The organism is Streptomyces sp. NPDC053427, from assembly GCF_044544985.1.
In the GTDB taxonomy this organism is placed as follows: domain Bacteria; phylum Actinomycetota; class Actinomycetes; order Streptomycetales; family Streptomycetaceae; genus Streptomyces.
Window position 1 is genome coordinate 281,018 of record NZ_JBITYA010000008.1, and the last position, 11,759, is coordinate 292,776.

10 protein-coding genes are annotated in these 11,759 nt (G+C 72.1%); 6 read left to right on the forward strand and 4 right to left on the reverse strand.

The features are described from left to right. Nucleotides 1-3: 3 nt before the first annotated feature. Complete coding sequence (locus ACIGWZ_RS23690; RefSeq protein ID WP_400067707.1) at nucleotides 4-996, forward strand: DUF3068 domain-containing protein; 993 nt, start codon at nucleotides 4-6, stop codon at nucleotides 994-996. 74 nt (nucleotides 997-1,070) lie between these two features. On the opposite strand, the gene hrpB is transcribed toward ACIGWZ_RS23690, so the two are convergent. Then, complete coding sequence (gene hrpB, locus ACIGWZ_RS23695) at nucleotides 1,071-3,689, reverse strand: ATP-dependent helicase HrpB (RefSeq protein WP_400067709.1); 2,619 nt, start codon at nucleotides 3,687-3,689, stop codon at nucleotides 1,071-1,073. Further along, nucleotides 3,593-4,408: a class I SAM-dependent methyltransferase gene (locus tag ACIGWZ_RS23700; protein ID WP_400067711.1), complete on the reverse strand. Its 816-nt coding sequence runs from the start codon at nucleotides 4,406-4,408 to the stop codon at nucleotides 3,593-3,595. Before ACIGWZ_RS23700 ends, hrpB begins: the two co-directional genes overlap by 97 nt. A gap of 365 nt (nucleotides 4,409-4,773) precedes the next feature. Here ACIGWZ_RS23700 and rpsA point away from each other — a divergent pair, with 365 nt between their 5' ends. The 5 genes from rpsA to ACIGWZ_RS23725 all read left to right on the forward strand — a co-directional run bounded on the left by rpsA (nucleotide 4,774) and on the right by ACIGWZ_RS23725 (nucleotide 9,443). Continuing rightward, the gene (gene rpsA, locus ACIGWZ_RS23705) at nucleotides 4,774-6,291 is read left to right on the forward strand and encodes a 30S ribosomal protein S1 (RefSeq protein ID WP_053927383.1); all 1,518 of its coding nucleotides are present in this window, start codon (nucleotides 4,774-4,776) and stop codon (nucleotides 6,289-6,291) included. 441 nt (nucleotides 6,292-6,732) lie between these two features. Next, nucleotides 6,733-7,683: a PAC2 family protein gene (locus tag ACIGWZ_RS23710; protein ID WP_400067713.1), complete on the forward strand. Its 951-nt coding sequence runs from the start codon at nucleotides 6,733-6,735 to the stop codon at nucleotides 7,681-7,683. Between the two features lie 109 nt (nucleotides 7,684-7,792). Then, the gene (coaE, locus tag ACIGWZ_RS23715) at nucleotides 7,793-8,383 is read left to right on the forward strand and encodes a dephospho-CoA kinase (protein ID WP_400067715.1); all 591 of its coding nucleotides are present in this window, start codon (nucleotides 7,793-7,795) and stop codon (nucleotides 8,381-8,383) included. 170 nt (nucleotides 8,384-8,553) lie between these two features. Beyond that, entirely contained in the window at nucleotides 8,554-8,889 is a 336-nt protein-coding gene (locus ACIGWZ_RS23720) for a cupin domain-containing protein (protein ID WP_400068052.1), read from the forward strand. A gap of 140 nt (nucleotides 8,890-9,029) precedes the next feature. After that, nucleotides 9,030-9,443 (forward strand): tetratricopeptide repeat protein, encoded by a 414-nt coding sequence (locus tag ACIGWZ_RS23725; RefSeq protein ID WP_400067717.1) that lies wholly within the window; start codon nucleotides 9,030-9,032, stop codon nucleotides 9,441-9,443. Between the two features lie 46 nt (nucleotides 9,444-9,489). On the opposite strand, the gene ACIGWZ_RS23730 is transcribed toward ACIGWZ_RS23725, so the two are convergent. Together ACIGWZ_RS23730 and ACIGWZ_RS23735 are read right to left on the reverse strand one after the other, a co-directional pair. Next, nucleotides 9,490-9,804: a DUF6343 family protein gene (locus tag ACIGWZ_RS23730; protein ID WP_400067719.1), complete on the reverse strand. Its 315-nt coding sequence runs from the start codon at nucleotides 9,802-9,804 to the stop codon at nucleotides 9,490-9,492. Then, a complete protein-coding gene (locus ACIGWZ_RS23735) occupies nucleotides 9,804-11,495 on the reverse strand; it encodes a UvrD-helicase domain-containing protein (RefSeq protein ID WP_400067721.1) in 1,692 nt (563 codons plus the stop codon). The genes ACIGWZ_RS23730 and ACIGWZ_RS23735 overlap by 1 nt, the downstream gene beginning before the upstream one ends. Nucleotides 11,496-11,759 lie beyond the last annotated feature (264 nt).

Genomic DNA, 11,759 nt, shown 5'->3' on the forward strand with positions numbered 1-11,759 from the left:
GCCATGCGCCGCAGAGCCAGCCTGGTACTGCTCGCCTTCGCCGTCTTCTTCACCGCCCTGTCGCCGCTGATGCGGTGGTACGCCTTCCCCCGGCTCGCCAAGATCCCGCCCAGCCAGTACCAGGACATGGTCATGGAGGCCAGGCCCGCCACCCTCATCGACTACGGCACCATGAAGGCCAAGAAGGTCCCCAAGGTCACCATCGTGCAGACCCTCAAGGGCGATGTCGCCGCATCCGACCGCATCGAGAAGACCGCGGGCCGCGACGTCGTCGTCTGGGACACGCTGTCCTACGTCGCCGGACCCGACGGCAAGATGGTCTCCGAGATCCCCGAGCGCTACATCTTCGACGCCCACTCCCAGGACCCCGTGCACGCCACCGGCGAGATGGTCGACGGCGACCCGGTACGCCGCGAGGGCATCGAGTACAAGTGGCCCTTCCTCACCGAGAAGCGCGACTACTCCTACTTCGACGCGCAGACCCGCACCTCCGCCCCCATCCACTACAAGGGGACAACGACCTTCCACGGCCTGGAGGTCTACTACTTCGAGCAGACCATCCCCTGGACCAAGGTCCCGCTCCCCAAGAAGATGCCGGTCAAGGGCATCACGCCACAGGCCGTCGAGAAGATGGGCACCACCCGCTGGTACACCACCAAGCGGATGTTCTGGGTCGACCCGGTCACCGGGGCGCCGGTCAACGGCGAGGAGATCCACAAGGAGGAGATGCGCGGCGGCGACCTGCTGCCCGGCGGCGGCAAGGTCACCGCCTTCGCCGGCCATGTGAAGATGCGCGACGACTACGTCGCCTCCACCGTCGCCCTGGTGAAATCCCAGCGCACCCTCGTCCTGCTGCTCACCAGTTACCTCCCCTGGGGCTTCCTCACCCTCGGCGCGGCACTGCTGGCCCTGTCCCTGTGGCTGGAGGCCCGCAGTCGCAGGCCGGGCGAGCCGGATCGGGCGGCGGCACCGCTGCCGGAGACGGCCGGGGCCTGACGCCTGCGGGCGGACGTCCGGCCGGGACCTGACGCCTGCGAGCGGACGGGGAGGGGCGGCACCGGACCGCCCGCTCAGCGCCGTGTGTGCGTACGCCGCGTCGGCACCGCCCCCGCCGGATCCTCCGGCCACGGGTGCTTCGGGTACCGGCCGCGCAGTTCGGCCCGCACCGACCGGTAGCCCTCGCGCCAGAACGATGCGAGGTCGGCGGTGACGGCAGCGGGCCGCCCGGCGGGGGACAGCAGATGCACGAGCACCGGAACCCCCGCAATGCGCGGCGTCTCGTCCAGGCCGAACATCTCCTGCAGCTTCACGGCCAGCACCGGCTGCCCGCCCCCGTAATCCACCCGCACCCGCGACCCGCTCGGCACCTCGATACGCTCCGGCGCCAGCTCGTCGAACCGCGCCGCGTCGCCGGTCGCCCAGGGCAGCAGCCGGGCCAGCGCCGGTCCCGCATCGATCCGTTCCAGATCGGCCCGCCGCCGCGCCCGGTCCAGCTCCACCCCCAGCCACTCCTCGGCCCGCTCCAGCAGCGCCGCGTCCGACACATCCGGCCACGGCGCGCCCAGCTCCCGGTGCAGGAACGCCATCCGCTGCCGCGCCGACTCCGCACCCGCCGACCAGCGCAGCAGACCGGGGCCCTCCCGGCGCAGCCCCGACACCACCGCCTCCCGCAGCAGCGCCGGCTCGGGCGCGGCCAGCTGCCGGGCCGACAGCTCGATCGCCCCCAGCCGGGTCACGCTCCGGGCCACCACGTCCCCGTCCGACCAGCGCACCTCCTCGCCCGAGGAATACAGCGCCCGCGCCGCGGTACGCGCCGTCCCCTCGTCGATCACGGCCGCCAGCCGCACCCGGGCGGACGCCGCGGCCACCGGGCGGTCCGCCACCGCGATCGCCAGCCACGGCGCCTCCCGCAGCGGCGATGCCTCCCCGCCGAGCTCCGCCCCGGTCCCGGACGCCATCAGAAAGCTGCCCGCCCCTCTGGCCCGCGCCACCCGCTCCGGGAACGCCAGCGCGGCGACGAGCCCCGCATCGGCGTCGTCCCCGGCGCCCGTCCCGGCCGCCTCGACCGCCCCCTCCGCCGCCGACGCCAGCCGCCGCGCCTCCTGCCGCCACCTGGCCGCATACGCATCGCCACCCCGGCGCGCCGTCCGCCACGCCGCCGCCAGATCGTCCCCGTAGTCCCGCGGCGGCTCCTCGCTGAGCAGCGCCACCACCTCCGCGGCCCGCCGCACCCCTATCTCCCGCGCGCCGTCCAGCAGCGCCCGGCCCAGCCGAGGATGCAGCCCGAGCCGCCCCATCCGTACGCCACGCCCGGTCGCCCGGCCGTCCGCGTCCACCGCGCCGACCGCCGCCAGCACCTCCCGGGCCGCGGCCAGCGCACCGGCCGGCGGCGCATCCAGCAGAGCCAGCCCGGCGGCCTGCGGATCGCCCCAGCACGCCACCTGCAACGCGAACGCCGTCAGATCGGCGACCTTGATCTCCGGGTCCGGGAACCGCGGCAGCCGCCCGTCCTCCCCCTCCGACCAGCAGCGATAGACCACCCCCGGCGCCTCGCGCCCGGCCCGCCCGGCCCGCTGCCGAGCCGCCGCCCGCGAGGCCCGTACGGTCGCCAGCGCGCTCAGCCCCCGCGCATGATCCATCCGCGGCACCCGCGCCAGCCCGCTGTCGACCACCACCCGCACCCCGGGAACGGTCAGACTCGACTCCGCCACCGACGTCGCCAGGACGACCCTGCGCGCGCCGTCCCCGCTGCCCGCCAGCACCGCGTCCTGCGTCTCGGCCGACGCCCGGCCGTGCACCTGCAGCACCTCGGCGTCCACCCCGGCCAGCTGCCCCGCGACCCGCCCGATCTCCCCGACACCGGGCAGAAAACACAGCACATCGCCGCTCCGCTCCCGCAGCGCCCGCCGCACCACCGCTGCCACATGCGCCAGCTGCGCCGGATCCACCCGTATCCCGTGCGGCGGCCGCACCGGCCGCTCCGGTGGCGCCCACACCGTCTCCACCGGGTGCGACACGCCCGCCGCCTCGACCACCGGCGCCGCGCCCCCGGGGCCGCCCAGCAACCGGGACCACCCCTCGGCGTCCGTCGTCGCCGACGCCGCCACCAGCCGGAGCTCGGGCCGCAGGTTCTCCCGTACGTCCAGCAGGAACGCCGCGCAGGTGTCGGCATCCAGATGCCGCTCATGGCACTCGTCGAGCACCACCACATCCACCCCGGCCAGCTCCGCGTCCCGCTGCAACCGCTGGAGCAGCACCCCGGTGGTCACCACCTCCACGGCCGTACGCGGCCCCACCCGGCGCTCCCCGCGCACCGTGAACCCGACCGTTTCGCCGACCCGCTCGCCCAGCAGCCAGGCCATCCGCCGCGCCGCCGCGCGGGCCGCGATCCGCCGTGGCTCGGCCACCAGCACCCGCCGCGCGGGCCCCTCGCCGGTCAGCCCGGCCAGCGCCAGCGGCACCAGGGTCGTCTTCCCGGTCCCCGGCGGCGCGCACAGCACGGCCGCACCGTCCCCGTCGAGGGCCTGCCGCAACGCGGGCACCGCGGTCCGTACGGGCAGCCGCTCCAGGGCGGCGTGGCGGATGTCCCGACTCACCCGGCCTCGCACACGAAGATCGCCGTCCCCGGGATCAGATTCCCGCGCAGCGGGGACCAGCCGCCCCACTCCTGAGCGTTCCATTCCGGCCATTCCGGCTCGACCAGATCCACCAGCCGGAACCCGCCGGCCACCACGTCCCGCACCCGGTCACCCACCGTCCGGTGGTGCTCGACATACACCGCCCGGCCGGTCTCGTCCTGCTCCACGTAGGGCGTGCGGTCGAAGTACGAGGCCGCCACGGACAGCCCCTCGGGCCCCGGCTCGTCGGGGAACGCCCAGCGAATGGGATGCGTCACCGAGAACACGAACCGGCCACCCGGCCGCAGCACCCTGCGCACCTCACGCAACACGCGCACCGGATCGGCGACGAACGGAATCGCGCCGTAGGCGGAACAGGCGAGGTCGAAGCTGCCGTCGCGGAACGGGAGCGCCCCGGCGTCCGCCTCCACCAGCTGCGGCTCGCCCGCCGCCCCGTCGGCGATCCGGAGCGCATGCTGCAGCTGCCGGTGGGAGAGGTCGAGCGCCACCGGGCGGGCGCCCTGCGCCGCCAGCCAGCGCGCGCACTGCGCCGCGCCGGCCCCGATCTCCAGGACCCGCTTGTCCTTCAGTTCCGCCGCCGGCCCCAGCAGCCCGGCCGCCGCCTCGTCCAGCCCCTCGGGACCCCATACGAACCGGTCGTCCCCCAGGAACGCGCCGTGCTCGCTCTGGTACTCGTCGGCGTTACGGTCCCACCAGCCCCGGCTGGCTCGGCTGCTTTCCGTGTCGGAGGCGTCACGTCGGGTCGCCTCCGGCTCGTGGTCTTGGTTCATCGCGCCCGTCGTCGTAGTCTTCGCTCTGCTTGGAGCTGCAGGGACTGTGAGGCCGTTCGACCTCGCGGAACACCGTGTGTGCCGGTTATGGGGTTTCTGCCCCCGGTGTGCGCGTTCGCGCATTGACCGTGTCCGGCTGCGCCCGTATGCTACAAGTTGCGCTGCGGGCTTGCGCGCCTCAGACGGAGCAGGCCGCGCTCGCATCTGTATGCACCCCTCGGTTTTTGAGGCGTTTCGGGTGTTCCGGCCACGGGCCGAGCTTCCTGAAGGTTCGCCTTGACGCTGTCCGGCTTATGCAGAGGCGATACCGGCTCTCGGCGTAGCAGTACCTACGACTCAATGTCCGTACCGGAGCCCTTTCCCACATGACGAGCAGCACCGAGACCACCGCCACCACCCCGCAGGTTGCGGTCAACGACATCGGTAACGAGGAAGCTTTCCTCGCCGCGATCGACGAGACGATCAAGTACTTCAACGACGGCGACATCGTCGACGGCGTCATCGTGAAGGTCGACCGGGACGAGGTCCTGCTCGACATCGGTTACAAGACCGAAGGCGTCATCCCGAGCCGCGAGCTCTCGATCAAGCACGACGTCGACCCCAACGAGGTCGTTGCCGTCGGCGACGAGATCGAGGCCCTGGTTCTCCAGAAGGAGGACAAGGAAGGCCGCCTCATCCTGTCCAAGAAGCGCGCTCAGTACGAGCGTGCCTGGGGCACGATCGAGAAGATCAAGGAAGAGGACGGGATCGTCACCGGTACCGTCATCGAGGTCGTCAAGGGTGGTCTCATCCTCGACATCGGCCTCCGTGGCTTCCTCCCGGCCTCCCTGGTCGAGATGCGCCGCGTTCGCGACCTCCAGCCCTACGTGGGCAAGGAGCTCGAGGCCAAGATCATCGAGCTGGACAAGAACCGCAACAACGTGGTCCTGTCCCGCCGTGCCTGGCTGGAGCAGACCCAGAGCGAGGTCCGCCAGACCTTCCTCACCACCCTCCAGAAGGGTCAGGTGCGCTCCGGCGTCGTCTCCTCCATCGTCAACTTCGGTGCCTTCGTGGACCTGGGCGGCGTCGACGGTCTCGTCCACGTCTCCGAGCTGTCCTGGAAGCACATCGACCACCCGTCCGAGGTCGTCGAGGTCGGCCAGGAGGTCACGGTCGAGGTCCTGGACGTCGACATGGACCGCGAGCGCGTGTCCCTGTCGCTCAAGGCGACCCAGGAAGACCCGTGGCAGCAGTTCGCCCGGACCCACCAGATCGGTCAGGTCGTCCCGGGTAAGGTCACCAAGCTCGTTCCCTTCGGTGCGTTCGTGCGCGTCGACGAGGGCATCGAGGGCCTGGTCCACATCTCCGAGCTGGCCGAGCGCCACGTCGAGATCCCGGAGCAGGTCGTCCAGGTCAACGACGAGATCTTCGTCAAGGTCATCGACATCGACCTCGAGCGTCGCCGGATCTCGCTGTCGCTGAAGCAGGCCAACGAGTCCTTCGGCGCCGACCCGTCGGCCGTCGAGTTCGACCCGACCCTGTACGGCATGGCCGCGTCCTACGACGACCAGGGCAACTACATCTACCCCGAGGGCTTCGACCCCGAGACCAACGACTGGCTCGAGGGCTACGAGACCCAGCGCGAGGCGTGGGAGAACCAGTACGCCGAGGCGCAGCAGCGCTTCGAGCAGCACCAGGCCCAGGTCATCAAGTCCCGCGAGGCCGACGAGCAGGCGGCGGCCGAGGGCGCTGCGGCTCCGGCGGCGGCCGGTGGCGGCCAGGCCGGTGGCGGCCAGGTCTCCGGTGGCTCGTACTCCTCGGAGTCGGCGGACAACTCCGGCGCCCTGGCGTCGGACGAGGCGCTCGCCGCGCTCCGCGAGAAGCTGGCCGGCGGCCAGAGCTGAGCTCTTGCCGACAGGCGGCAGCTCGCCGCTAGGCACTAGCCGATAGGCGAAGGCCCGTTCCCCTCCGGGGGAGCGGGCCTTCGTCGTGTCCGGGATGCCCCCGCCCCTACCGGACCGGCGGAAGTGCGCGTGCTCCATGCCGTCCGGAGGCCCGGGTACGGCGGGCGCGTCCTTGCGGCAACTCGTCCGCGAGGCGGGGTCGTTGGAGCGCCGTGGGTTTCCGGGGCGGTAGGCAATGGCGCGAACTCATCCGTACCGCCGGGCTGCACGGCGAGCGTGGGCGCACGACGTCCGCGCGCGGCAGGAGACGGGCGGCGGCACGCCATCGGGGCGCGGTGCGGGGGCGGTTTTGCGCCGTGCGCGGGCATCGGAGCGCCGGGCCGGGAATGCAAGCCCGCGTCCGGATGTTCTTGCACACGGACATGAGGAGGAGCGCTCACTGTGTTGGATCCCCAGGGGTTGTACGAATGGGAGCCGAGCGGGCTCGCAGCGGTCGAGGCGATCGCCGCCACGGACTCCGCCGGACTGGTGCTGCTGTACCACTTCGACGGCTACATCGACGCCGGTGAAGCCGGCGACCAGATCGTGGAACGGCTGCTGGAGGGTCTGCCGCACCGCGTGGTCGCCCGCTTCGACCACGACCGGCTGGTCGACTATCGGGCCCGGCGGCCGCTGATCACCTTCGAGCGGGACCACTGGACCGCCTTCGAGGCGCCCAGCATCGCCCTACGGCTCGTCGAGGACGCCACCGGAGCGCCCTTCCTGCTGCTCTCCGGCCCCGAGCCCGATGTGGAGTGGGAACGCTTCTCGGCCGCGGTGCGCCAGATCGTCGAGCGGCTCGGCGTCCGGCTGTCGGTCAACTTCCACGGCATCCCGATGGGCGTCCCGCACACCCGCCCCGTAGGGATCACCCCGCACGGCAACCGCACCGACCTGATGCCGGGGCACACCAGCTTCTTCGACGAGGCGCAGGTGCCCGGCAGCGCGGAGTCGCTGATCGAGTTCCGGCTGGCCGAGGCCGGGCACGACGTACTGGGCGTGGCCGCGCACGTCCCCCACTACATCGCCCGCTCCGCGTACCCGGACGCCGCGCTCACGGCCCTGGAAGCCGTGACGGCGGCAACCGGCCTGGTACTGCCCGGCGCCGCCCATGCGCTGCGCACGGAGGCGCTGCGGACGCAGGAGGAGATCGAGCGCCAGATCTCGCAGGGCGACGAGGAGCTGGTCGCGCTGGTCAGCGGGCTGGAGCATCAGTACGACGCGGTGGCCGGAGCGGAGTCCCGGGGGAGCCTGGTCGCCGAACCGGTGGAACTGCCCTCCGCCGACGAGATCGGCCGGGAGTTCGAGCGCTTTCTCGCGGAGCGGGAGAGCGAGGGGGGCGGCGGAGCCTGAGTGCGGGCGTCGGCCGGCCCGCTGCGCCCGGGATCGCCGGGCGGCGGCCGCCGGGGCACGGCTCGGGGCCGCATACCGTCCCGGCCCTGCGACCGTATAGCGTGACCGCATGGTCAAGGTGGGGCTGACGGGTGGAATCGGGGCGGGCAAGAGCGAGGTCTCGCGTTTGCTGGCGTCGTACGGCGCGGTGATCGTGGACGCGGACAAGATCGCACGCGAGGTCGTCGAGCCGGGCACGCCCGGCCTCGCCGCGGTGATCGAGGAGTTCGGGGAGGACGTTCTCGCCCCTGACGGCGCCCTGGACCGGCCCAAACTCGGCGGGATCGTTTTCGCCGACCCCGAGAAGCTGAAGGCGCTCAACGCGATCGTGCACCCGCTGGTGGGTGCCCGCTCGGCCGAACTCGAGGCCTCGGCCGGGCCGGACGCCGTCGTCGTCCACGATGTGCCGCTGCTGACGGAGAACGGCCTGGCGCCGCTCTACGACCTGGTCGTCGTCGTCGACGCCGCACCGGAGACCCAGCTGAGCCGCCTGGTGCGGTTGCGCGGCATGACGGAGGACGAGGCGAGGTCCCGGATGGCCGCCCAGGCGACCCGCGAACAGCGGCTGGCGGTCGCGCATCTCGTCATCGACAACGACGGCCCCCTCGAGGCACTGGAACCGCAGGTCCGCGCGGTCTGGGAGCGGCTGCGAGGCGTCTGAGGCCGGACGATAGCCTCGCCGCCATGAGTGCTACCGATTCCGCCCCCAAGTCTCCCGACGCCGAGCCGGCCGCTGCCCCGGCCTCGCCCTCTTCCTCTCCTTCCTCCGTTTCTTCTTCCTCGTCCTCCGACTCTTCCGATGGCGCTGCGACCGCTCCCGCGTCCTTTGTCGTGAACATCCCCGGCATCGCGGACGCCGATCTGGAGCCGGAACCGCTGGATCCCGAACAGATCGTCTCGGGTGACCCGGTGGTGACGGGCAAGGTGCTGTGGGAGTCTCCGGACGGCACGCAGATCCGCGGAATCTGGCAGATCACGCCCGGCGTGGTGACCGATACCGAAGCCAACGAGCTCTTCGTGGTCGTCAGCGGGCGCGCCACCATCGCCGTCGAGGGCGGCTCGGTGCTCGAGGTGGGACCGGGCGACGCCTGCGTCCTGCGCGAGGGCGACCGCACGCAGTGGACCGTGCACGAGACGTTGCGCAAGGCGTACCACATCAGCCTGTAACGGCGGGGGCGCGCGGCGCGCGGGCCGGTTCGCTGCCCTCCGAACGGGAATGCGGTGGCTGAGGCGGTTGTTGTGCCGCACGTCATGCCGTACGGGTGGCCGTTGAGGGCCGCCCGTACGGCTACGGAGAGGAGACGTCCGTGCCCGAGCGCAGCCCCGAGACGCATGTCATCGACTTCCGCGCCGCGGAGCATCTGCTGGCGGCCCGCGACCCGCGCGGCGCGATCAGGTTGCTGGATCCGGTCATCACCGCCCATCCCGAGAACACCGCGGCCCGCCTGCTGCGCGCCCGCGCCTTCTTCCTGGCCGCGCAACTGCGCTCGGCGGAGCTGGAGTTCCAGATCGTCCTGGAACGCGAGCCCGCCAACGCCTACGCTCACTTCGCCCTGGCCCGCACCCTGGAACGCGCCAACCGCCCGGACGAGGCCCTGCGCCACTTCCGTCTGGCGGCGGCCCTGGAACCCCGCCCGGACTTCCTCGAAGCGGCCCGCTTCGCACCCGGCGGTGGCAACGGGGAGCGCGGCCCGCGCTCGAACGGCGATGCCGCACCATGACGCCGCACCACGCCGGTTCGTCGCCGTTCGGCACCCGGGCCGAGCGCTACGGCCTGGTGTTGCGCCTGCGGCCGTCCGCGTTGCGGCGGCCGAAGAGTTCGTTCCGGCCCCGGTCGGGTTCGTAGGGCGGTATGTCCTTGCCCGGCTGATAGTGCGGTCCCTGGTGAATGTGCCGAATCACGATGCCCAGGTCCACGATGGCCAGGAGCGCCACGGCCGCGCAGGCCGCCGCCCACTCCGGCCGTCCGGCCATGGCGAAGGCAACGGCTCCGGCGATGGCCCACACCAGCCCCCACAGCGCCAGCCCACGGCGGATCCTCAGCGGACTGCGCGCCTGAAGCGGCTCATTTCCCGTACGCATCAGTACCCATCTCCTGCCTCCAGGATCCTCCCGATCGACGAGCCGGTCACCTCTCCGCATCGGGTGGCCGGGACCGCAGGGGGAGCCGGGCCCGCGGGACACGGCTCCCCGCCGTGGATCTTGTGGTCCGCGCAAGCGACGAGCGGCTGGTCGCGCGCGGTGTCGGGCGGTGCCGGGTCGGGGCTCGTCGCAGTGGGGGTGGAGCGGGCGGGGCGGGGATCGCCCGCCGGGTGGCCGTTGATCCAGGACAGGCCGCCGATGTCGAGTCGGGATCTGGCGCGGGTCACCGCTACATACGCCAGGCGCGCCTCGTCGACGTCGATCGGCCCGGGGAGCGGTTTTCCGTCCGCTCCGTGATCGTCGAGATCATCGGGGCCCGTGAAATCGTCCGCGATGCGCACACTCGCCCACTCCCGCCCCTTGGCCCGGTGCGCGGTGGACACCGTGACCTCCGAGGAGTCCTCGGGCGAGAGCCGGTGCAGGGCACGCAGGAGGGCCGCCGTTCCGTGCTCGTCGACGACTTCGACCAGCGGAAGCAGATCCCGTCCGGCCGGGTCGTACTCCGCGTACTCGCGCAGTTCCGACCAGGACTCGAAGAGCATCAGCTCGGGGTGCGTCGTCCGTCGGCCCGCCTCGAGGTCGTGCGCGGCCCGCGCCAGTGCGCTCAGCGCCGCGCCGCCGCCGGCGAGCGAGACCCTGCGGTCCGCCTCCAGCTGCCGTATCACCTCCACCATGGCGCCGACATTCGACCGGCACAGGATCGCCTCCGGGGTGGGAACCCTTGCCAGCTCCGTCTCCAGCTGGGGTGATCCTGTGAGCCGGATGGGTGCGCCGATGATCGTCAGCCAGCGGTTGGCCTCCGCCGCCAAGGCCGGGCCGAAGCGGAAGGAGCGGGTGAGGGTGAGCTGTTCGCCGTCGAATCCCGTCATGACGTCGCGTGCCCCTCGCCAGCCGTAGACAGCCTGGGCCGAGTCGCCGACCAGTACCAGCTGGGCGTGGTCGCGCTGGGCGGAGAAGACCTGCTCGACGACGGGGTTGGTGTCCTGGGCTTCGTCGAGGAGCAGGAAATCCGCCCGGATCACGGGTTCTTGCAGCGCCCACATCTTGAGGTAATGGTCGTGTTCGAAGCGGACCACGCCGCGGTCCCGATGCTGAAGATCGGCCCAGGCCTTGCGGGCGTACGGCAGGACGAGATCGGCGAGCTGATCGTGCAGGGTCGGCGAGGCGGCGCCGCGCAGCGGCGGGACGTGGTGGCGCGCGAGGTCTTTGTCGGCCGACTGGCAGAAACGGGTGACCGTGCGCAGGGCCGAGTAGGAGAGCGCCTTGTTGTCGACCTTGCGTGCGCCGAGGCGCACCGAGACGCCTTCGTCGATGCCGAGGGCCGCGCCCGTTCTCCATCCCGCCTGCCGGGGGGCGTTCATCCGGGCCTGGTAGTTCCTGCCGACCGCGGTGTAGGCGAGGGAGTGGGCGGTTCCGCAGGCCACTTCGGCGGGGAACGTTCTGGCGGCGTCGCGCGCGATGGCTCTGTTGAAGGCGATATATCGGCCGAGGCGCCCCTGCCGTTGGGCGGCATGCGCAAGCATCGCGAGGGTCGTCGTCTTGCCCGTGCCGGCACCGGCCTGCATGACGAGGTGCGCGCCGGTCCGGAAGGCCTCGGCCGCGGCGGACTGCTCGGGTGTGGGGGTGCGCATGAGGGCTCCTCGATGTGGTGGTTACGTTACTGTGAGTGACGATGTAACGCACTGTAGCCGCTTTCGCGGCGGTGCGGGGAGGGGTTTCGTGGCCTGTGGAAAACTTCGGTCCCGATGCGGCCCGGCGGCGCTGCCGTCGTGCGGCACCGGCCCTGCGCGACGCCGTCGACCTGCGAGGGAAGCGCGGGGGACGCGGGGAGGGCCGCGTTGTCAGTGCCGTGTGATTCCATCGAATTGCTGCCGGGGCCGCAGCGCGTGACAGTC